Raw genomic sequence first — 21,235 nt, forward strand, 5'->3', positions numbered from 1 at the left:
CGCTGTCTCGTGGGCTCGGAGATGTGTATAAGAGACAGCCTCGGTCCAGGCGAGCCCCGTGGCCACCCCCACCCTGGGCTCCCTGCCAGCGGTCTCGGAGAAAAACCTCACCGGTCCGAGGAAGTCGGCCACGGAGCTGCCGGTGATGCTCGCCGCGACGTTCTCCCCCGAGGCGACCCTCACGGCCACCCTTCTGCAGATCTTGCCGATCTGCCTCTCCAGCTCCCTCACCCCGGCCTCGCGCGTGTACCCGTCGACTATCGCCCTGAGCCCGCTCCGGTGGAATCTGGCGTTCCGGCCGACCAGGCCGTTGTTCTTGACCTGCTTGGGAACGAGATAGCGCCTGGCTATCTCGAGCTTCTCGGCCCCGGTGTAGCCGGAGAGCCTCAGGACCTCCATCCTGTCGAGGAGGGGCGAAGGGATGGTGTCGAGCTGGTTCGCGGTGGTGATGAACTCGACCCTGCGCAGGTCGAACGCCACGTTGAGATAGTTGTCCCTGAAGCTGAAGTTCTGCTCGGGGTCGAGGACCTCGAGCAGGGCGGAGGTGGGATCCCCCCTGAAGTCGCGGCCGATCTTGTCGACCTCGTCCAGCATGAAGACCGGATTGTTGGTCCCCGCCTCCCTCAGGCCCTGGACTATCCTGCCGGGCATCGCACCCACGTAGGTCCGCCTGTGGCCCCTTATCTCGGCCTCGTCGTGGACCCCCCCGAGGGAGATCCTGACGAAACGCCTTCCCATGGCTCTTGCGATGCTCTTGCCCATCGAAGTCTTGCCGACGCCGGGCGGGCCCACGAAGCACAGGATGGGGCTGGGCGCGGACGGATTCAGTTTCTTCACGGCCAGGAACTCGAGGATCCTCTCCTTGACGTCCTTGAGGTCGTAGTGATCCTCGTCGAGGATCCGCCTGGCCTCCGACACGTCCAGCGAGTCCTCGGAGCCCTCCATCCAGGGCAGGGCGAGGATCCACTCGATGTACGTCCTCGAGACCGCCACCTCGGGAGTGCCCGCGGGCATCCTGGCGAGGCGGTCCAGCTCCTCCTCGGCGGCCTTCCTGACCTCCTCCGGGAGCCTCACGGAATCCAGCCTGTCCCTGAGTTCGGCAGCCTCGGGATTGTCGCCCTCGCCCGACCCGAGTTCCTTCTGGATGGCCTTCATCTGTTCCTTGAGCCAGTACTCCTTCTGATCCTTCTCCATCTCCGAGCGGACCTGGCTCTGGATCCTGTTCCTCAGCTTGAGGATCTTCACTTCCTTCGCCATGAGGTCCGACAGGAGCCTCAGCCGGTTGAGGATGTCGTCCTCTTCGAGGATCCTCTGCTTGTCGGCGACGCCCGCCTCTATCCCGCCGGCCGCCACGAAGCCGAGCCTCTCGGGATCCCTGAGCAGGCCCACGAGCTGAACCTCGTCGGGAACGCCCGGTGAGAGCTCCACGATCTGCTTGAGCTGCATCTCGATGTTCTTGCGCCAGGCCTCCATCTCCTCGTCGCGGCCCGGGAGCTCCGTTTCGAGCCTCTCGATCCTCGCGACGAAGTAGGGATTAGTCTGGACGTACTCGACTATCCTGAACCTGACCAGGCCCTTCAGACTCAGCCTGATCACGTCGCCGGGGAACCTGTAGAGCTTGACGATCCCGGCCGCGGTGCCCACGCCGAAGAGATCATCCGGCTCCACCGGGATGGTGTCCTGGTTCCTGACGGCCACCAGCCCGACTATCTTGTTCCCCACCACAGCGTCGTCCACGAGGCTGATCTGGGCCGTGTCGGTCACGGTGAGGGGTATCAGCGCGAACGGGAACGCCACCCCGTCCTGGAGCGGAAGGATGGGGATGGTATCGGGGAGCTTGAAACCGTTCTCCTCAGTCATCCGGATTCTCCTGGTCGACCCTGATGCCGACGGACCCGCCGGGGGCCTTGGGCATCTCGATGCAGAGGACGCCGTCCCTCATCGAAGCTCTCATACCGTCTACGTCTATCCTGCAGGGAAGCTGGACGTCGCGCTCGAACCGCCCGGTGCGGATCTCGAGCCTCTCGGCGGACAGCCCGGTTTCGGGGGGCCTCCTGGTCCCCCTGACGATCACAGAACGGGGATTCGCGAAGAGTTCGACCTCCCCGAGGATCATCCCCGGGAGTTCGACGTGCAGGACGAGCATGTCGTCCGTCTCGTACAGGTCGACGGGCGGTGCCCAGAAGCCCGCGAAACCCTGGATCAACGCCCTGTCCGCCAGTCCTATTCGATGTCGAAGCGGATCTGGACCGTGGTAGTGACCTCCACGGGCTGGCCGCCCTGGGTCGCGGGCTGGAAGCGCCACTGCCTCACGGCGTCTGCGGCGGCCTGTCCGCATCCGAGCCCAAGCGGATCGTTGGTGACCTGGACATCGGTCACCGAACCGTCGGTGCCGACCCTGACATCGAGGGTGACGTAACCGTGGAGGTCGCCCCTCTCGCTGGCCATTGCCGGGATGGACGGGGCGGACTGCTGGATCGCGAAGGGCGGTATCACGGGCTGTTCCTCGATGATGTCGGGCTGCTGCACCCTCTCGGCGGCCGTGTACCTGATCATCGTGTCCTCGCCGAGCGTGATCGTCACCGAAGTGGTCTGGTCCTCGTAATCGGGGTTCGTGAGGCTCACGGAGTAGGTTCCGGGCTCGAGCTCGATGGGGGGCAGCGGAGTCTGGCCGTAGGACTGCCCGTCGATCGTGACCTCGGCCCATGGCTCCGGCCCGATCAGCAGCCTGCCCGTGGTGACGATCTCGACGGGAGACACGGTCTGGCTGAATCCGTCGGCGCCGAGGGTGATGGACCTGGACCAGTCCTCGTGCCCCTCCATCCTCACCAGCACGGTGTGGGGCCCCCTGTCTGCGATGTGGGTGACCCTCCTGCCGGTTCCGACCTGCACCCCGTCGACCATGAAGACGGCGTTACCCTCGATGTCGCCGGCCAGGGTCAGGGAGATCTGGGATGTCTGCGACGAGAGGAGGGCCAGGGCCTGGTCGAATCCCGCGGGAGTGTCGACCAGCACGGTCTCGGGCAGGGAGTTGTACCCGTCGAGAACCGCCTGGAAGACGTGCAGGCCCGTGGGCAGGCTGACGGTGAGCGAGTCGGTCTCCTCGCCGTCGACGAGGAATGTGACCGTGCCGGGAGCGGGCTGCGGCTCGCCCTCCGGCATCAGTATGCTGAAACTCACAGGGACCGTGCTCGTTCCCATGGAGTCGAGGACGACCGCCTCGTCGAGAGTGAAGCCCTGCTGGAGATCCAGGGTGCGGGAATAGACTTCGTAACCCTGTGCCCTGATCTCGAGCTGCCTCGTTCCGAAGTCGACGCCGGTCAGGATGTATGCTCCGGTGGAGTCTCTGAAGAGGGCCTCCCCGTCCAGGGTCACCGAGAGGTCCTCGGGACCCTGTACCGCGAGGGAGATCGAGTAGGGCTGCACCTGGGGGACGTCGGGGACGTCGGGCGGGCGCGGCTTCAGAATGGCCAGCAGCAGCAGGCCCGTGACCGCGAGGGCCACGACCCCGATCACGATGAAGAGGATGGGGTTCCTGCGGCGGGGTTCGGCGGCCGCAGCCGCGGCACGCACGGGTTCCTCGCGGCGGACGGCCGCGGGGGCCGCCTCCTCGACGGGCGCGCGGACGGGTCCTGGAGCCGGCTCTCCGACGGGGATGGCCACCTTCTGGAGCTTGTCGAAGAGCTCTCTGACCGTGGCGTCCCTGGGGTACTTCTCCCGCGCGGCCGCGGCTTCCTCCAGGGCTTCGGAGAACTCGTTCGCGGATATCCTGCGGCGTATCGACGCAACAGCCGATGAGGCGTCCCTGGCGGCGGCCGGGGCTGCCGTAGCCGCCGGGACCTCTATGAGATCCTCGGTATCGATCTCCAGCTCTTCCGGTTCCCCGGCGGGACGAACGGCCGGGGCGGGTGCCTGCACCCTCTCGAGCTCCGAGACGAGCTTCCCGAGGGCGGGGGCCAGGGCCCAGAAGTTGAAGATGTTCCAGGCCTGCTCGAGGGCGCCGGCGGGATCGCCCGATCTGAGCCTCGTGAAGCCCAGGTCCGCGAGATTGTTGGCTTTTATGCTCCGCTTTATCGACTTGATCCGGCGGTTGATCTCCTCGTTCTCCGCCTCCTGGCGGCGGGCCCGCTCGAGTTCCTGGAGCGCGCGGATCTCGTCGCCGGCATCCATGGCTTCCTGGGAACGACGGATGCACTCCTCCACGAAGCCCTCCGACGCGGGACCCTTCGCCTCCTCGGTCGCATGGGCCCTCATCGTCCTGGACCTCTTGAACACCTTCATGGCGGCGATTTCGCGCTCGATGCTCTGGATCTCCTCCCGCACGTCGGCGTTGGAGGGATCCAGGTCCAGGGCCTTGCGAAGCGTCTGAAGCGCCTGGTCGCGGTCACCCGACTCCACCTGCCTCCTGGCGGTGCGCAGGAGATCGTTCACTCGATCATCGGATGCGCTCATCAATCCCCCCTGTCAGGGTTCCCAGGAAATGGTCGAACCAGCCCGATCACGGCCGGAACAAGGGCCCATCCCCCCGAAGCAATATAAAACGCGGTCTGCCGCTGACAACCGTTGATGAGGCCCGGGCCGGGAAAGGCACGGATGACGTTCCGGACGGGAACTTCACGCATGGTGCCCCTGCTCCGCACCGAACCGCCAGTTCATCTCCGACAGGGCGCCCTCGCCGGGCGGATGCGCCGATGCGAGAGCGGAGGCCCGCTCCAGGAGGTCGGAGTCGGTCATCAGGTCTGCCACCCGGAACTCGGGCAGACCGGACTGCCTGGTGCCGAACAGGTCTCCCGGGCCGCGCAGTTCGAGATCCCTCCTCGCCAGCTCGAACCCGTCGTTCGACGCCTCCATGGCCCTCAGCCTCTCCATCGCCTTCTCCCCCGTGTCCCGGCCTGCGATGAGGAAGCACCACGAGTCCCTGCCGCCGCGCCCGATCCTCCCCCTGAGCTGGTGGAGCTGGCTCAGGCCGAACCTGCCCGCACCCGAGACTATCATCACGGTGGCCTCCGGCACGTCCAGACCGACCTCGACAACTGTCGTGCTCACGAGCACGGCCGTCCTGCCCGCTGCGAAGTCCCCTGCGCGGTCATTCTTCTCGGAGGCCGGCATGGTCCCGTGGAGGAGCCCCACTCCCCATGCGCCTGCCGGCCCGGCCTTAAGACGTTCGTATGCGGTGGTGGCATCGAGGAGGTCCTGCCCCTCCGTGGCCTCCCGCAGGGGATACACGATGTACGCCCTCTCCCCCGCGGCCAGCCTCTCCAGGAGCTTGTCCATCGCCTCCCTGCGCCCCTCCTCCCCGAGGACGCGCGTGTGCACAACGCCCCTCCCGGGTGGCATCTCGTCGATGACGGAAACGTCGAGGTCGCCGTAGAAGGCCATGGCGAGAGTCCTGGGTATGGGGGTCGCCGACATGATGAGCAGGTGAGGCCTGGGGACGAGGCTCCCCAGCATCGCCTCCCTCTGTTCCACCCCGAACTTGTGCTGCTCGTCCACCACAAGCACGGCGAGGCGCGGCAGCGAAACGGGCTTTTCGAGGATGGCGTGGGTTCCGATCAGGAGCATCGGCGCCCCCGAGGAGGCGTCGAGCAGGATGTCGGCCCTCTCCTGCCTGGAGGTGCCCGCCGTGATGAGCCGCACGTCCACTCCCATCGGACCCAGGAGCCTCGACAGGGTCCTCTCGTGCTGTGTAGCCAGGACTTCCGTGGGAGCGAGCAGGGCGGCCTGCATCCCGCTCCCGGCCGCGGCACGGCACGCGAAGGCGGCGACCGCGGTCTTGCCGGAGCCCACGTCGCCCTGGAGGAGCCGCCGCATGGCCGATGCCCGGCCCAGATCCGACGACAGTGCGGAGAGGGCGGAGGACTGGGCGCCCGTGGGGATGAACGGCAGCCTGGATACGAACCCGGCGAGGACCGCGGGTCCGGACTCCAGCGCAATGCCGGGGATGGCCGAGGCTCCGGCCCGGACCCGCCGCAGGAAGCACTGATGCAGATAGAGCTCCTCCAGGGCGAGGAACCTCCGCGCCTTCTCGGCCTCTTCCGGACTCCCGGGCCCGTGGGCGGCGGTGAAGGCATCCGACCGCGACCCGAACCCGGCCGAAGCGGCCTGATCGCCGGGGAGCACCATGGGGAGGTCGCCGCCTGCGGCATCCAGGGCCCGCCTGACCAGCCCGCGCATGACGCCCTGCGAGAGTCCCGCCGTGAGAGGGTAGACCGGCAGCATCCCTCCCGACTCGAGGGCGGAACCCGTGGGGCCGTCCGGGAAGAGCAGATCGGGATGCGTCATGGAGAGGCCCCTGAAGAAGTCGACCCTGCCGGTGGCGATCAGCCTGGCGCCCCTCGAGAGCCTGGCTCTCAGGAACCCGGCGTTGAAGAAGACGAGGTCGATCTGCCCAGTACCGTCGCTGAGGAGGGCGTGAAGAAGGATCCTGCCCCCCCGGGCCCTCCTCTCTGCGACATGCACCACATCGCCCGAGACCGTGGCCGGGATTCCGGGCTCGAGGGATCCGATCGCCCTGACGGAGCGCCTGTCGAGAAAGGTCCTGGGCAGGTGCAGGAGCAGGTCTCCCACGGTGCGCACACCCAGCCTGCCGAGCACGGCGGCCCTCGAAGGCCCGACCCCCGGCAGGCTGACCACCTCATCCGCTAGCATGCCCATGGCCATGCCCCGATAGTATCCACGGCGGGCTCCGGGAGCAACCCCGAGGTCTTGACGGATAATGCCTGCGCTCATATTGACGGGCCAACGCCAAGACACGGAGGTCTCTTTCGGCCATGGACCAGGTTTCGCTCAAGGAGCTACAGCAGGCGGTCGCCAGCGACCCGGGAGACATAGAATCCCGCCTACTGCTCGCAAGGCGGTACATGGAGGACCACGCGCCCCGGAAGGCGATCGGGATGCTCGAGCAGGTGACGCGGCTCGATCCCGGACACGCCGAGGCCTGGCTCCGCACCGGGCTCTGCTGGGGAATGGCCATCCTCGAGAACCTTCCTCCCGTAGAGCTCTGGGGGGAGGAGAAGGACGAGGAGCTGATGGTCGAAAACGCCCTCCACGCCCTCGAGAAGGCCATTGAGTTCGATCCCGAGATGACCTCCGCCTTCAATGCCATGGCCAGGATCTTCGTGATCCGCGGGCAGGACGAGGAGGCCGTGGAGCTCTTCTCCCAGTCGCTCCAGCTCGATCCCTCCCAGCTCGACGTCGTCGACGAGCTGAAGGAGATCACCGGCACCCCCGCATGGGAGCTCTTGGACAAGGAGACCGACATGGGCGACGAGGAGGACTCCTTCTAGCATCCCCGGCTTGACCCGGAACCCCGCGGGTCTTATAGGAGAGTACAGGTTCGCTTTGTTCGCTTTCGCTTCAACGCGGAGGTAGCGCAGTGACACCTGTATACGCCCTGCTCCTCCTCGAGCAGGTTCCATCCCCCGAACCCGCCTGGAGCTGGGACGTCCTGGTCTGGGACATGTCGGGACCTTCGACCTGGCTGGGTGCCGGCCACGACTATGTCGAGGCGCTCACCACCCCCGACGGCGACCTTCTGGTCTGCGCGATCGCGGATTCCTACACCGACTCCCTGAAGCTCTTCTCCTCGGTCGACGGGGGCTCTTCCTGGGCCATGCGCAGGATGCTCTCCAGCTCATGGATCCTCGAGGACCCCGAGATGTATGTCTCGACCGCCTCCGCCGAGGACTACCTGCACATCTTCCTCGTCTCCAGCGGAGACGGGACCAGCGACTACATCATCGGCCTCAAGCTCGGCCTGCCCCACCTCAGGGTGCTCGGCATAACCGAGATTCCCTGGAACCAGGCGGGGATGGACTCCCTGAGGTCGGTCACCGCCGCCTGGAATCCGGTGACGGGCCAGCACAGGCTGTTCGCCGACGACGACTCGGGGAACGTCTACACGGCATCGAGCACGGACGGCCTGACCTGGAGCGTCCCGTCCCTGCTCCTGACGAACGCTTCGAGGCCTGTCGCGGAGGCCGGCCCCGGGGGCCGGTTCCATGTCGCCTACCAGGAAACCGTGATCGGCGACATCCACTGCGCCACCCTGTCCGGCACGGGCCTCACCGACGTCGTGCTCGGCGACGGAGCGCCGGAGTCCAGTCCCCGCCCGGCCGCCGAATGGACCGGAGGGCAGGCCGTCGCGGTGGCCTGGCACGACGCAGCGGGCCAGGTGGTGATGTCCATCTCCGATGACCACGGAACCACGTGGGGATCGCCCGTTCAGGCCGGCACCGGGGCATACCCCTATGTCGGGGTGGCTGCAGGCTCCTCCAGCGTGCTCATGGCCTACGTCGACTCCGGCACCGGACTGATAAGGGTCCTGTCGGCCCCCGACCTCCATTCGCTGCCGGGCCAGGAGGGTGCCGTCCGCGGAGGAGTACCGCCGTGCCAGGAATGCCCCCCGGTCGTCTGCCAGGGCTATCTGCCCTCGGACCAGGTGCTCTTCTACCTGGGGCAGGGACACGAGGATATCTGGTTCGATTCATCTCTCTACACCGGGATCTCCGGCGGGGAGACCGGCGGGATGTGTCTCGAAGTGAGCCCCAACCCCTCCTCCGGCTCGTTCAGCGCATCCTATTCGACCCCCGGGGGCGGATCTCCGGCATTCCTCAGGGTCTACGCGGCGGACGGCAGGCTGGTGGACACCGTCGTCGAGTCGGGCGATCCCGGGGGAGCGGCGTTCTTCGGGGGCGACCTGCCCTCCGGGGTCTACATCCTGAGGCTTTCGTCCGGCGCCGGATCGCTGTCCAGGAGGATGGTCCGGCTCTAGCGGGCCCGCACCTGCCTCGCCCTGACCAGCGATGCGACGGCCGATGCCGCGGGGCAGGCTCCGGGGAGGATCCTCTCCGCGAGGCCAGTCATGAATTCGATCTCGGTCCTCCTGCCCGCCTCCAGGTCCTGGAGCATGCTCGCCCGGTTGTGGGATGACTCGAGGAGGAACCCGAGCATCCCGCGGGCCTCCTCCAGCGCTTCCTCCCTCGAGGCGGCGGGCACGGCTGGAGTGATCTCCTCCAATATCCCGTAGACGAGGGGGGAGAGCCCCGCAGGGTGGAGCTCGTCGTTCCGGAGCGAGGACAGCGCGGCAACCGGGTTGAGCGAACTGTTCACGAGCCATTTGGCCCACCGCGCGATCTCGAGCGCCCTGCGCGGCCGGGGAGCGGGAGCTATCCCGGAACCTGCGAGCAGGGACTGCACGAGCCCGCCCTCCAGGACGATGAGCCCGCCGGGGTGGATGATCACGGATCCTGGCCCGGTGCGTTCGAAGCCGCCCAGGACCACCGCCTTCTCGACGGAGTCCCAGCCGGGGCCCCAGGCCTCCTCCAGCCCCATCCCGTTGCACAGGCACGCATGCGCCCCGTTGCCGGCGCGCCGCGACACGGCCGAGGCATCGGCGAGATCGGTGGCCTTCACCGCCATCACGACGGCGGAACAGCGCGGCGCCCGGCCGGCCGGGAAGTGCCTCACGATCCTCCGGCGCTCCGCCTCGCCCGAGGCTTCGACCTGCATCTCCGCGTCGGGGCTGCCGTCGGGCCCGACCAGGACGACGTCCAGGTCCGCAGAAAGGGCGGCGGCGAGGCCGATGCCGACCGCGCCGTCGCCCCATATCGCGACGGTCCCGCCTTCCCAGCCGGAGGCCGGGAGGCGGCGCCCGGGCACTACTGGACCGCCTTCTCCTCGCACTTCTGGGCGAAGCTCTCCAGCTTCTCGCGGCCCTTGGATATCAGCTTGTCGGCCTCGACCCTGCCGGTCTCCACGAGCTGCTCGCCCTTGGAGTAGGCATCCTCGGCGGCCTGCCTGATCTTCGCCCTGGTCTCCGATCCCTTGGCGGGAGCGAACAGGAGCGCAGCGACGCCTCCTATGAATGCACCCGCGAGGAAGGCCCAGACCTCTCCACCGCGCTCTGACATGACAACTCCTCCTCTCGTGGCTTCACACCCCGGTTCCACAGCAGTGCTTGTACTTCTTCCCGCTGCCGCACGGGCAGGGGTCGTTCCGGCCCACCTTGGGGACCTCCCTGCGGACAGTCTGGACGGGTCCGGGCGCGCCCTGCGGCTCGGCCCCGCCCCTGGTGCCGGCCCCCGGCGCATCGGGCGAGGCGGAAGGCCTGGCAAGGCCCGGCTGATACGCCCTTCCCGCGGGCAGGCCCTCCCTCCTCAGGGGGACGGCCTGCTGCGGCCAGAGCGACAGCACCTGCTTCACAGCCAGCTTGTCGATCTCGTCGAGCAGGTTCTCGAAGAGGCCGAATGCCTCCTTCTTGAACTCCACCAGCGGATCCCTCTGCCCGTACGCCCTGAGACCTATGCCCTCCTTGAGATGGTCGATCTCGTAGAGGTGCTCCCTCCACCTGACGTCTATCGACCGCAGGACGGACCACTTCTCGAGCTCCCTCATCAGCGGGGCGCCCAGGCGCTCCTCCTTCATGCGGAGGAAGTCCATGATCCGGGAGACGGCGATCCTCCTGGCCTCCGCGGGATCGTCCGTGCGCGAAGGCAGCCCTTCCAGCCCGATGGATACCCCGGAGAGCTCCATGAGCGAGAGCCTGGCCCTGTCGAGGTTCCACTCCTCGGGCTCGGTTCCGTCCGGGATGTGCTCCTCGAGCACGAAGCCGGCAGTGGCCGAGACCATCTCCCGGACCTCCTCGGTCAGCCCCTCGCCGGTGAGGGCCTGGAGCCTCCTGGCGTATACCACCTCTCGCTGCTTGTTGGCCACGTCGTCGTATTCGAGCAGGTGCTTCCTGATGCCGAAGTTGTATTCCTCCACCCGCTTCTGGGCCTTCTCGATGGCCTTCGTCAGCATCGGGTGCTCTATGACCTCCCCCTCCTTGTCGCCGTTCTTCTTGAGGAAGTCGATCATGCGCTCTGATGCGAAGAGCCTGAAAAGGTCGTCTTCGAGAGAGAGGTAGAACCTGCTCGCGCCGGGATCGCCCTGCCTGCCGCTGCGGCCCCTGAGCTGCCTGTCGATCCGCCGGGCCTCGTGCCTCTCGGTGCCGATGACGAAGAGACCGCCCGGGATGCGCGTGCCGTCAGGGCCGGTGACCATCCTCACCGAATCGTCGATCTTGATGTCGGTTCCGCGCCCGGCCATGTTGGTCGCGATCGTCACCGCGCCGGGCTGGCCGGCCAGCGCTATGATCTCGGCCTCGGACTGATGCTGCTTGGCGTTCAGGACGTTGTGGGGGATGCCCCTGGCCGTGAGCAGCCTGTGGAGCGTCTCGGAGACGTCGACCGAGACCGTGCCGACCAGGACCGGCTGCCTGGCCGAATGCAGGGCGGCCACCTCGTCGATCACCGCGGCGTACTTCTCGCGCTTGGTCTTGTAGACCCTGTCGTTGTGGTCGCGGCGCACGACGGGCACGTTGGTCGGGATGACCACCACGTCGAGGTCGTAGATCGACTCGAACTCGGAGGCCTCCGTCTCTGCGGTTCCCGTCATGCCCGACAGCTTGTCGTACATCCTGAAGTAGTTCTGGATGGTGATGGTGGCGAGGGTCTGGGTCTCGGACCTCACCTCGACGTTCTCCTTGGCCTCCAGCGCCTCGTGCAGGCCGTCGCTGAAACGCCTCCCGGGCATGAGCCTTCCGGTGAACTGGTCGACTATCACGACCCGCCCCTGGTCGACGACGTACTCGACGTCCTTCTCGTACATCTGGAAGGCCCTCAGGAGCTGGTCGATGGCGTGGAGGGCCTCGGCCTTCCTGGTCTGCCCCTCGAGCGCCTCCTGTCTGCGCTTCAGCTTTTCGTCGTCGGGGATGGTCAGGGCGTCTATCTCGCCGATGATCTCGGATACGTCCCTCAGGAGGAAGAAGTCGGGATCCTCGGGAGAAAGGAGCTTCCTGCCCATCTCGGAGAGGTTCACCGAGCGCTCCCTCTCGTCTATCGCGAAGTAGAGTTCCTCGTCGAGCTTCCCGAAGGCCTTGTCACGCAGCTTCTCCGCCTCGGTCCTCTGGAGCTCCCTCAGCCTGTCGGGATCCTGCAGGGACTTCTGGAGCCTCCGGTGCTTCGGCGCCCCCCTCCGGGCCTTGAGGTAGAGCTCGGCCGCCTCGTGTACCTCGCCCGCATCCCAGAGGCGGTCGGCCTCGGCGACAATGCCGCCGATCAGTTCGCTCTGCTTCGAGACCAGCCTTCCGACCGCGCCCCTGTAGTCCTTGTACTGCGTGGCCGTCCTGGCCACGGGACCGCTGATGATCAGGGGGGTGCGGGCCTCGTCCACGAGGACGCTGTCGACCTCGTCCACTATGCAGTAGCGGAAGCCCCTGTGGACGCGGTCCTCCAGCCTCACGGCCATGTTGTCGCGGAGGTAGTCGAAACCGAACTCGTTGTTCGTGCCGTAGGTGATGTCGCAGGAATAGGCCGCCCTGCGCTCCGGAGGGGTCATCCCCTGCTGGATGCAGCCTACGGTCAGGCCCAGGAATTCGTACACGGGCCCCATCCACTGGGAGTCCCTGAGGGCCAGATAGTCGTTCACCGTCACGAGGTGGGCGCCCCTGCCGACGGGCATCCCTTCGATCGGCTCGAAGGTCCAGCGTGCGGGGTCGGAGCCCCATTCACGCTCGGCCAGGGCCGTCCATCGCTCGTCGAGCGGGAGGGCGTTCAGGTACATGGGCATCACGGCGACGAGGGTCTTGCCCTCGCCGGTGGCCATCTCGGCTATCCTGCCCTCGTGGAGGACGATGCCGCCCATGAGCTGCACGTCGTAGGGCACCATGTTCCACTGGGTGTCGCGCCCCGTCACCTTCCAGGAGCGCCCGCAGAGTCTGCGGCAGGCCTCCCTGACTGTCGCGAAGGCCTCGCAGAGTATGTCGTCGAGGGTCTCCCCCTCCGCGAGCCTGCGTCTGAAGACGGCGGTGGAGCCCGCGAGCTCCGCGTCCGTCATGGCGGCGATCCGGTCGGAGAGCGCGTTCATCTCGTCGACCAGAGGACGCATCCTCCGGACGTGCTTTCTCTGTCTGTCGCCGAAGAGGGTCTTCAGGAAGCCGGTGATCAAGTCAGTCCTCCGCTATGAAATGCCAGGCCAGCGCGTATCCAGCGGCCGCGCCGGCCAGGTCGGCGAGCAGGTCCCATGGGTCGACGCATCCGCCATCGCGGGCGTCCCATATCTCCTTGGCCACGCCGAGCCCCAGGGCGAACGCGGCACCCGCGGCCTCCGGGGAGCCTCCTCCGGCGCCGCAGTGCCCGGCAACCCCGGAGGCCGTGCAGCCCGCGTCGGCGGAGATGACCGCGTGCAGCACCCTGTCCTCCCTCGCGAGCGGGCAGCCCGTGGAGGGTATAATAATGCCCGCGAGCAGGGCGAGGACGAGGATGCAGGTGTGCCCCGGCTCCCGCGCCTTCCCTTCCGACCCCGCTCCGGGCCAGGGCGGCCGGGGGAGCACCAGGCCCAGGAGGGCGAGCAGCGCTGCAAGGACCGCCCAGAGCCTCCTACTCGTATTCGTACTGCCTCGTCATAGTGAGGAGCGAATCCGACACCCTGACGAACTCCTCCGAGGACCCCCCGAGCCGCACCGCCTCCGAGAGCCGCTGGGAGGCAAGCTCGAGCCGCCCGTTCCTCATGTCGGACCGGGCGGCGGACACGAGCCCCCATCCCAGCGACCTGAGCGCATCCGGCGTCGTGAGCGCCTCCACGGACCTCCTGAGCGCCCAGAGGCGCCTCTCCTGATCGCCCTCCAGGAAGGCTACCGAGGCGCAGGCATCCCAGTATCCCGGCTCGAACCATCTCGCGCGCCTGATCTCCAGGAGGTTGGCCGAGGCCTCTTCCAGAAGCCCCGCCCCGCAGAGCTCCTCCACCAGCATGGACCTGTAGAAGCCCTCATCCGGAGCGAGTTCCACGCATCGCCTGAGGAGCTCGAGCGACCTGTCCCCCGCTCCTTCTGCACTCTCCAGGACGGAGAGCCAGCAGCAGGCGTCGGCCGCGGTGGAGTCGTCAGGAGACAGGGAGCTGTCGCGCAGGTACCGGAGCGACTCTTCGTGGCCGCAGGCTGCGGCATGGTAGCGCGCGGAACCGCCGTTCCTGAGCAGTCCGGCCAGCTCGAGCACCTCCTGCTGCCTCCCGGAACGCCTCAGGGCCTTGAAGTACTCCGCGAGGAACAGCTCCTCGTCCGGCTCCATCCTCCATGCCGCGAGGGCATGAACGCAGGCGCTGTCGGGCATCTCCATCAGGTTGTACGCCCTGGCGAGGCGCCATCGGATCCAGGGGTCCCGGGGGTGCTCGGCGGTTTCGGCCCGGAGCGCAGGGATCGCTTCCGCCACGCGTCCGAGGTGCATGAGCGAATCGCCGGACGAGCCCAGGAGCGCGGCTGCCAGGACCGTTGCCGGGAAGGGGTTCAGTTGCCTTCCAGAGCGTCGCCCTCGAAGGCGCCGCTCATGTGGACCTGGAGGAGGAAGTTCTCGCTGGGTTTCCAGTCGAGCCCGACCCCTCCGAGATAGTACCCGGTATCGGGGCCGTGGAAGTCGAGCAGTCTGGAATAGCCGAGATCGACTTCGGCGGTGACGTTCGGGTGCAGAAGGAAGCCCATGGAGCCGACATAGGTGCCGGTTCCGTAGGAATACCCTCCCCCGCTCGTGAAGGAGAAGCTCATCGAGCTCGAGAAATCCGGCCTGAGAAGCGGCGAGTCGTTTCCGAAGAGGTCGAACCGGCCCGGATCGAGCCCCAGGGCCGAGCATGCCTGGAATGCGGCGAGTGTCAGGAGAAGCGCTCTCATCAGGAAGACCTCCTCAGGCTGTCCGGAACGAACATAACGGCCCCCCGGTCCCTGCGCCATAGTCGCTTCGCGCCGCGGCAGGCCGGTTCATCGCCGCCCGCAGGCGCGGCCCGTGTGCATGAACTCCCCGCGGCTGCCTTCAATTACCAGCCTGGAGCCGGAGAGTTCCAGGACGGCCGGGCTGTGGGTCACGATGATCGCCGTCCTGGCCCCGATCGCCCGGGGCAGCGTGGAGAGAAGGGCCTTCTCGGAAGAGGCGTCCAGTGCCGATGTGGGCTCGTCGAACAGGAGGATGTCCGGGTTGCCGACAAGGGCCCGCGCGATGGCGAGCCTCTGCCTCTGGCCGAGTGAGAGGCCGAAGCCGCCTTCGCCGAGCATCCTGTCCAGGTCGGAAGGCGTGGATGCGAAGTCGGCCCCCGCATCGCCGCAGGCCGAGAGCGCCTGCTCCGGGGTCGCAGAGGGAGCGCCGAGCCTGAGGTTCTCCAGTATCGTGCCCGAGAGGACCGAGGCCTCCTGGGGCACGAAGCCCATCCTGGCCCTCACGGAGCGCCGGTCGTACTCGTCGAGCGGGATGCCGTCGAGGAGTATCGAGCCCGAATCCGGCCTGTAGAAACCGAGCAGGAGCATCAGCAGGGTCGTCTTGCCCTCGCCGCTGGCCCCTGTGACCGCCATCGTCCCGCCGGGCGGGATCCTGAAGGAGATTCCCGAGAGCACGGGCTCGTCAGGGGAATAGCCGAAGGAGACGTCCCTGAACTCCACCTCCCCCGACAGCCGGTCCACCATCCTGGATCCGCCCTCCTCCCCCGGGGGGGCGGTCAGGGCCGTCACCCTGTCGACCGCGGCGAGGGACTGGGGTATCTGGGTCGTGAACGAAGAGAGCCGGCGGGCAGGACCGAGGGTCGACCCCAGGAAGGACAGGAAGGCGAGCAGCGAGCCGAGGGTCATCGACCCGCCTATCACGAGGTAGGCCCCCGCGCCGGCGGCGCAGAGCCGGACCGCTCCGGGCACGAGATCCAGGAGCAGCCCTGCGGCGGTCCCCGAAGCCGTTCTCTCCATCATCAGGCCCAGCATCCTCCCGAGGCCCTCCCTGACCCTGCCGGACATGCGTTCCTCCGCGGCGAAGGCTCTGACGACGGTGCCCGCCGCGAGGACCTCCTGGAGGTCCCTGGAGACCCTGGCCCCCTCCTCCATCGAATGGAGGCCGAGGTTGCGCAGACGGCGCGACATGGCGCCGGCCGCCAGCAGCATGGCGGCGAGGAACGGGAGGCACAGGAGGCCCAGGCGCCACTCCATGGACAGCATGAGGGCCACGCCTGCCGCCAGCCTGACGACGGATGCGGCGAGATGGACCGATGCGCCCGAGAGGAACCAGGAGACGCCCTGTATGTCGGTCGTGACGCGGGACATGAGGTATCCGGTCCTCTCCTCGCCGAAGAGCCTTACGGGCAGGGACATGGCCCTGCCGAGGAGGTCGCCCTGCATGTCCGCGGTGGCGGCCCCCGAGAAGCGGGCCGTGGCGTACTGCTCGAGTGCGCCTGCGATCAGGAGGAGCAGGCCGAGCCCGGCCAGGAGCGCCAGCCTGGCCGGCAGCAGCGAGGCGTCCCCGGCCGAGATCGAGTCGTCCACCACGCTCCTGGTCACGAACGGCACCGCGTATCCGAGTCCGATCGAGGCGATGGTCGCGGTCAGCGCGGTCACGCCGTCCCTGGCGCGGACCCTGGCATAGGGCAGGACGAGGCGCACCGCGTCCCTGATCCCGGACTTCCGCCCGGCGGGTCCCAGAGGGTCTGGAGGCCGTTCCCTGCGGAAGCCGGAGAGCGCTTCGGAGATCATCCGGGTTATCATCCGCGGCCATCCCCCCCTGGGGGGTCGATCACGAGCGAATAGAGCCTGCGGCAGTGGAACACGCCCAGGCCGGGGATCCATCGGGCGACGGTGCGCCCGCGGTGCACGTACCTGGTCTCGGGCCCGTGCGGGCCCTCCAGCCTGACCTCTCCTATCCCGGGCCGCCAGAGGGCCGCCGCCAGCGATCTCAGGACCGCAGGCGCGGCAGGCAGCCGCCGGGCGCAGGTTCTCCGCAGGGACGCCCATGCCCGGTACAGGGCGGCCTGTGCGAATCCGGCTGTTCCGCCGGGAAGCGGCACCCGCCTACCGTACCCGCGCACCCTGCCCCTCGCGAGGCATGCGAAGGATGCTGCGTCGACGGGGACGGGGTCCTCGGTGGGACAGCGGTCGCCCCTGGTCACCAGCCTGCCGTCCTCGAGCATGCGGACCACCCTGTGCACGACCAGCCCTTCCCCTCCCCGGGGGGTGAAGACTACCAGATCCCCCCTGCCGACCCTCCCGATGTCCGTTTCCAGGCACAGGAGGACGTCGCCCCGCCTGAGCAGCGGGTACATGCTGCTTCCGGTGTAGAAGAGCGTCCTCATCGTGCTCCCAGCACGAACGACTCCACCACGTCCCAGTCCAGCGCCTCCCTCGTGAACCCGATCCTCCCGCAGGGCAACGACCTGCAGAGACGGAGCATCGAATCGAAGGCAGCATCCCTCACCGGGGACGGCAGGTCCTCGAAATAGGTCCTGTTGTCCTGCCAGAGGAACGCGAAGGCCTCCCTGGGATCGATCCGCCCTATCCCGAAGGAGTCGGATTTCTCGAGGACGAACACCCCTGCCGCGCGCCCGCATCCGGCGTGTTCGGACAACTCGTTCCAAGGGGTGGGATAAACGGTGAACCCGTCGCCGGAACCGACGACGAGCATCCTGTCGTCGCCCAGGACCGAGCCGCGCGGAGCCAGGCCGGAGGCCGTGGACTTGCCCCCCGAGTCGGGGGCGGCGAGAAGCAGGGTTCCGCATCCCAGGGAGATGCCTGCGGAGTGGACCATGAACGCCCCCAGGGAGGGCAGGAACAGCGAGAAGAGCTTCCTTAGGGAATAGAAGGCGGCCGGAGTCGAAAGGGCGTCCCCCAGCCCCCCCGACACGAAGACGCTCGCCGAGAGCCTCTCGAAGTCCCTGATCTCGACGGTCAGGGAATGGGCGAGGACCGAAACCGAGGAGGGGTCCGAGGCCCCGTCCACGGCACTCTCTATCTCCGCGAGGACCCTCCCGGACCTCGCGATGCGCATCCAGTCGCCGCGGTCGGGAGGGACGGCGCAGCCGGGAGGCAGAAGGAGCGGCAGGAGCTGGGAGCCGCCGCTTATCCTCGCGGGGCTGTGGCAGCGCGCGAGGGCCCGGACGAGCCTGAGTCCGGCTCCGGAATCCTCCGCTTCACCGTCGGGGATCTCGGAAATGCGGTACCGTACATCGGGTCGCGCATCGAGGCAGGAAGGCGGGACGAGGCATCGCCCGATCCGGGGGTCGGCCAGAGCGGGAAGCGGGATGTCGGACGACGTGAGGAAGCCGAACGGCCCGATGCGGTGGAGCGACACCTCCGGACCCGTCATGGCGGAGGGGCGTCCGGAAGGGCTAGAAGGACGTTCCGGAAATGCAGTTGTTGGCGGCCCTGTGGCCGTAGTCGCAACCGCCGTACTCCGGGTCGAGGCCCGTGGGTCTGCAGGAGTCGGGATCACCGGACTCGGGCGCGATTCCCGTTACGCACGTGACCGAGCTGATGAGGCCCGTGCCGTTCATGCATGTCCCGCGGTTCTGGCCCTCGGCCGTGCGGCCCGAGAGATCCATGGCTATCGGTGGTTCGTATGATGGTCTGAAAGCAACCATTCTGACCTCCACTGCATCCCCGATCATAGGGATGCGGGGCGTCCCTGAAAAGTGACCCGCTCCTGATTCAGAACTTCGAACCGGAGATGCAGTCGTTGTAGGCCCCCGTCCCGGTCTCGCATCCCGCGAGCTCGGGCGACAGGCCGACCGGGGCGCAGGGCCTCACGTGCGCCACCTCGGGGGAGCTGCCGCTCACGCAGGTCACCTGACCGACCAGCGCGTTGCCGGTCGAGCAGATCCCCACGACCTGGCTCCCCTCGGCTACCACCCCCGACAGGTCTAGAGCCAGCGGTGCCTCGTAGTTCCTCGCTCCGCACCCTCCAGCCGTCACGTCACCTCCGGGGTGTCCCTGCGAGCCGCGATGCGGGGAACAGCCCCGCCTCCGAGGCCTCCTCGCAGAACCAGTAGGAGGAATCGAGCCTTCCCGTCCTATGATAGTTCCCTGCAGCGCAGACGCCCATGCAGGCGTTCCTGTGGATGCATCCGGAACACGGCGCAGAAAGGGAACCCGGCAGGACGGAACGGAGTTCCCGGAGCCCGGGGGACGTCTCCCACACCTCGCGCACGTCCGATCCGGGAAGCCTGCCGTAGACGAGTTCGGGATAGGCCGTCCCGATCCCGCACATGGCGAGCTCGCCCCCCGAGAGGATGCCCAGGATGTTCAGTATGCGGCATGCCACTGCGCCTCCCTCGAGCAGTTCGCCGACGGGCCTGAAGGCCGGGGGGATGTCGAAGACGACGCGGAAGCGGGAATCAGGGCCGCAGGCAGCACCGGCGCGTATCGCGGAATGGAGGTCGATGAGCGCCCGGATCGACAGGCGCCCGGGCATGTCGCTCCCCCGGCCGACGACCTGCACGTTGTTGAACTTCACCGAGCCGCAGCCCATGCTCCTCGCGAGGGACACAAGGGGAAGGGCCTCGGCGGTGTTCCCTTCGTGCAGAGTGCAGATGACCTGCGGGCGGAATCCCTCCGACACGAGGATGCGGATGCCCTCCAGGGCCATGCCGAAGGATCCCTGAACCCTGCGCATCGCGTCGTGCGTCGCCGGAGAGGCGCCGTCGAGGCTGACGGAGATCGTCCTGAAGAGGCCGGTCTCCCTCATCATCCTGGCGGAGGAGGGATCGACCAGGGTCCCGTTGGTCTCCATGTGCATCGTGAGGCCGCGGTCTGCAACGAGCCGCACCATCTCCGCGAAGCCGGGATGAAGCATGGGTTCGCCTCCGGTCAGCTTGACCGACCGGAGACCCAGGGGAAGTGCTTCCCCGATGGCCTTCTCGAGGACGGACAGATCCAGGAAGCTCGATCGGGAGGCTCCGGGATCGAACTCCGGGGAGATCCAGCAATGCCGGCAGTTGAGGTTGCACCCGCCCGACACGTAGAGATAGAAGGTCCTGAGCGGGGGGGCTTCAGAAGGCAATCCTGACCCCCGTTTCGGAGACGAACCTGGCGTAGCAGTCCTCGGGGTTCGGCATGTCGTAGCTGCCGGTCTCCTCCAGGGCTATGCCGGGGCAGCTCCCGTTGCAGTATGGCGCCCATTCGCAGGCGGAGCAGCCCGGCAGGGAGCTCATGGGCTTCCTGCGCCTCTCACGAAGGGCGGTGAGCACGGGATGGTCCCTCCAGATGTCGGCGAGGGAGTCGGTCAGGGCGTTCCCGAGCGCCAGCCTGTGCAGGACGTGGCACGGCACGATGGTTCCGTCGTGCATTATGCCGGTCCTGTCGAAGACGCAGCCGCACCCTGTGAGCGAACCCATCACCCACGACCGGGGCTTCGCCCCGGTGGCCCTGGCTCGCTCCATCTGCGAGTAGGCCAGCATCTTGGCCTGCGGGCCGGCCTGCGACCTTATCCTGCCGGGCCATACCGACGAAAGCCTCTCGAAGACCCGCATGGCTCCGAGGCGCTCGGCGTTGGAGAGGCCTCCCCAGCTTCCGTCGCATCCCGCACCCATCCTGAAGGATTCGTTTGTGCTGAACCAGTCCAGCCCCAGGTCCCCGAGGATGAACGAGGCGGTGCGCTCGATGCTCTCGAGGTTCGAACGGGACAGCGTCATCCTGGCATTCACCGGGAACCCCGCCTCCTTCAGCAGCCTCGTGCCGTGCACGGCCCGGTCGAAGCTGTCCGGGCGCATGGAGTCGTGGACGAGTGCGTCAGGGCCGTCGATGGAGACCTGTATCGAATCCATCCTCAGGCGCCTTCGACCGGTGTCCAGGGCGCGGATCGCAGCCTCGTCCACCAGGGTTCCGTTGGTGAGGATCGTGTATCGCATCCCGGCGCCCAGCACGGCGTCGATGATCTCGAACAGGTCGGGCCTGGTGAATACCTCGCCCCCCGTGAGGCAGACCCTCATCACCGACAGGCTGCGCAGGACGTCGACGATATGGAGCCATCCGGCGGTCGAGAGGTCGGAACGCCAGTTCATCTCGTCGGCATAGAAGCAATAGGCGCAGCGCAGGTTGCACCTGCCCGTGAGGGCGAGGTCGGCCGATGCGGGGGTCCTGAGTGCCTTCATGCCGCCCTTCTCAGCCCCCCGGGACCCTTCCCATGAATCCCGAGGAGAGAAGGTCGCATACGAACCTGTCCACGTCCTCCCTGACACGCCCTGGGGGAACGGAGTCGAAGGCCTCGGAGAGGGCCGAAACCAGGTCGTCCTCCGAGACACCGTCGCACATCCTCCAGACGAAGAGCCCGGTGGCGTTCAGGACCCGCACCTCGCTAGTGTCGGGGTTGAACAGGAGGGCGCCGTCCTCGTCCTCCTCGCGCAGGACCACGTCGGGATTCCGGTGGAGCAGCCCGCCGGTTCCGGGCAGGGATCGATCCTCGGTCAT

General features: G+C 67.6%; 20 protein-coding genes. 2 read left to right on the forward strand and 18 right to left on the reverse strand.

The features are described 5' to 3' along the window. The 4 genes from lon to QUS11_04160 form a co-directional block, all read right to left on the reverse strand. The coding region (lon, locus tag QUS11_04145; protein MDM7992480.1) for an endopeptidase La at positions 1–1,860 on the reverse strand (1,860 nt) is incomplete at its 3' end. Then, positions 1,853–2,206: an Hsp20/alpha crystallin family protein gene (locus QUS11_04150; protein ID MDM7992481.1), complete on the reverse strand. Its 354-nt coding sequence runs from the start codon at positions 2,204–2,206 to the stop codon at positions 1,853–1,855. The genes QUS11_04150 and lon, both read right to left, overlap by 8 nt. Before the next feature lie 17 nt (positions 2,207–2,223). After that, complete coding sequence (locus QUS11_04155; GenBank protein ID MDM7992482.1) at positions 2,224–4,452, reverse strand: TonB family protein; 2,229 nt, start codon at positions 4,450–4,452, stop codon at positions 2,224–2,226. 162 nt (positions 4,453–4,614) lie between these two features. Next, the gene (locus QUS11_04160; GenBank protein MDM7992483.1) at positions 4,615–6,654 is read right to left on the reverse strand and encodes an ATP-dependent DNA helicase RecG; all 2,040 of its coding nucleotides are present in this window, start codon (positions 6,652–6,654) and stop codon (positions 4,615–4,617) included. A gap of 116 nt (positions 6,655–6,770) precedes the next feature. Here QUS11_04160 and QUS11_04165 point away from each other — a divergent pair, with 116 nt between their 5' ends. Together QUS11_04165 and QUS11_04170 are read left to right on the forward strand one after the other, a co-directional pair. Continuing rightward, complete coding sequence (locus QUS11_04165) at positions 6,771–7,286, forward strand: tetratricopeptide repeat protein (GenBank protein ID MDM7992484.1); 516 nt, start codon at positions 6,771–6,773, stop codon at positions 7,284–7,286. Positions 7,287–7,375: 89 nt separating this feature from the next. Continuing rightward, positions 7,376–8,773 carry a T9SS type A sorting domain-containing protein gene (locus QUS11_04170; protein ID MDM7992485.1) on the forward strand — a complete coding sequence of 466 codons (1,398 nt, stop codon included), beginning with the start codon at positions 7,376–7,378 and terminating at the stop codon, positions 8,771–8,773. Here the strand turns inward: QUS11_04170 and QUS11_04175 are convergent. The 14 genes from QUS11_04175 to QUS11_04240 all read right to left on the reverse strand — a co-directional run bounded on the left by QUS11_04175 (position 8,770) and on the right by QUS11_04240 (position 21,235). After that, positions 8,770–9,660: a ketopantoate reductase C-terminal domain-containing protein gene (locus tag QUS11_04175; GenBank protein ID MDM7992486.1), complete on the reverse strand. Its 891-nt coding sequence runs from the start codon at positions 9,658–9,660 to the stop codon at positions 8,770–8,772. The two genes, QUS11_04170 and QUS11_04175, sit on opposite strands and share 4 nt — an antisense overlap. After that, entirely contained in the window at positions 9,660–9,911 is a 252-nt protein-coding gene (locus QUS11_04180) for a YtxH domain-containing protein (protein ID MDM7992487.1), read from the reverse strand. The genes QUS11_04175 and QUS11_04180 overlap by 1 nt, the downstream gene beginning before the upstream one ends. A 22-nt stretch (positions 9,912–9,933) precedes the next feature. Further along, complete coding sequence (gene secA, locus QUS11_04185; protein MDM7992488.1) at positions 9,934–12,987, reverse strand: preprotein translocase subunit SecA; 3,054 nt, start codon at positions 12,985–12,987, stop codon at positions 9,934–9,936. Position 12,988: 1 nt separating this feature from the next. Further along, positions 12,989–13,372, reverse strand: coding sequence for a hypothetical protein (locus QUS11_04190; GenBank protein ID MDM7992489.1), 384 nt, complete (start codon positions 13,370–13,372; stop codon positions 12,989–12,991). 46 nt (positions 13,373–13,418) lie between these two features. Next, on the reverse strand, positions 13,419–14,246 hold the full coding sequence (locus QUS11_04195; GenBank protein MDM7992490.1) for a hypothetical protein: 828 nt from the start codon (positions 14,244–14,246) through the stop codon (positions 13,419–13,421). Between the two features lie 74 nt (positions 14,247–14,320). Continuing rightward, positions 14,321–14,698 (reverse strand): hypothetical protein, encoded by a 378-nt coding sequence (locus QUS11_04200; GenBank protein ID MDM7992491.1) that lies wholly within the window; start codon positions 14,696–14,698, stop codon positions 14,321–14,323. Positions 14,699–14,785: 87 nt separating this feature from the next. Further along, the gene (locus tag QUS11_04205; protein ID MDM7992492.1) at positions 14,786–16,543 is read right to left on the reverse strand and encodes an ABC transporter ATP-binding protein; all 1,758 of its coding nucleotides are present in this window, start codon (positions 16,541–16,543) and stop codon (positions 14,786–14,788) included. Further along, a complete protein-coding gene (locus QUS11_04210; GenBank protein ID MDM7992493.1) occupies positions 16,540–17,127 on the reverse strand; it encodes a S24/S26 family peptidase in 588 nt (195 codons plus the stop codon). Before QUS11_04210 ends, QUS11_04205 begins: the two co-directional genes overlap by 4 nt. Further along, a complete protein-coding gene (locus QUS11_04215) occupies positions 17,124–18,137 on the reverse strand; it encodes a hypothetical protein (GenBank protein ID MDM7992494.1) in 1,014 nt (337 codons plus the stop codon). The genes QUS11_04210 and QUS11_04215 overlap by 4 nt, the downstream gene beginning before the upstream one ends. A gap of 22 nt (positions 18,138–18,159) precedes the next feature. After that, a complete protein-coding gene (locus tag QUS11_04220) occupies positions 18,160–18,411 on the reverse strand; it encodes a hypothetical protein (protein ID MDM7992495.1) in 252 nt (83 codons plus the stop codon). Between the two features lie 67 nt (positions 18,412–18,478). After that, entirely contained in the window at positions 18,479–18,742 is a 264-nt protein-coding gene (locus QUS11_04225; protein MDM7992496.1) for a hypothetical protein, read from the reverse strand. Between the two features lies 1 nt (position 18,743). Continuing rightward, a complete protein-coding gene (locus tag QUS11_04230; protein MDM7992497.1) occupies positions 18,744–19,829 on the reverse strand; it encodes a radical SAM protein in 1,086 nt (361 codons plus the stop codon). Next, a complete protein-coding gene (locus QUS11_04235) occupies positions 19,819–20,919 on the reverse strand; it encodes a radical SAM protein (GenBank protein MDM7992498.1) in 1,101 nt (366 codons plus the stop codon). The genes QUS11_04230 and QUS11_04235 overlap by 11 nt, the downstream gene beginning before the upstream one ends. Before the next feature lie 10 nt (positions 20,920–20,929). Then, positions 20,930–21,235, reverse strand: coding sequence for a PqqD family peptide modification chaperone (locus QUS11_04240; protein ID MDM7992499.1), 306 nt, complete (start codon positions 21,233–21,235; stop codon positions 20,930–20,932).

Origin of the sequence: Candidatus Fermentibacter sp., from assembly GCA_030373045.1 — a bacterium.
In the GTDB taxonomy this organism is placed as follows: Bacteria; Fermentibacterota; Fermentibacteria; order Fermentibacterales; family Fermentibacteraceae; genus Fermentibacter.

Coding starts and splice junctions, on each gene's coding strand:
- QUS11_04180 (MDM7992487.1), bottom strand. CDS start 9,911: ATGTCAGAGCGCGGTGGAGAGGTCTGGGCCTTCCTCGCGGGTGCATTC.
- QUS11_04165 (MDM7992484.1), top strand. CDS start 6,771: ATGGACCAGGTTTCGCTCAAGGAGCTACAGCAGGCGGTCGCCAGCGAC.
- QUS11_04155 (MDM7992482.1), bottom strand. CDS start 4,452: ATGAGCGCATCCGATGATCGAGTGAACGATCTCCTGCGCACCGCCAGG.
- QUS11_04205 (MDM7992492.1), bottom strand. CDS start 16,543: ATGATAACCCGGATGATCTCCGAAGCGCTCTCCGGCTTCCGCAGGGAA.
- QUS11_04210 (MDM7992493.1), bottom strand. CDS start 17,127: ATGAGGACGCTCTTCTACACCGGAAGCAGCATGTACCCGCTGCTCAGG.
- QUS11_04160 (MDM7992483.1), bottom strand. CDS start 6,654: ATGGGCATGCTAGCGGATGAGGTGGTCAGCCTGCCGGGGGTCGGGCCT.
- QUS11_04215 (MDM7992494.1), bottom strand. CDS start 18,137: ATGACGGGTCCGGAGGTGTCGCTCCACCGCATCGGGCCGTTCGGCTTC.
- QUS11_04200 (MDM7992491.1), bottom strand. CDS start 14,698: ATGAGAGCGCTTCTCCTGACACTCGCCGCATTCCAGGCATGCTCGGCC.
- QUS11_04240 (MDM7992499.1), bottom strand. CDS start 21,235: ATGACCGAGGATCGATCCCTGCCCGGAACCGGCGGGCTGCTCCACCGG.
- QUS11_04235 (MDM7992498.1), bottom strand. CDS start 20,919: ATGAAGGCACTCAGGACCCCCGCATCGGCCGACCTCGCCCTCACGGGC.
- QUS11_04220 (MDM7992495.1), bottom strand. CDS start 18,411: ATGGTTGCTTTCAGACCATCATACGAACCACCGATAGCCATGGATCTC.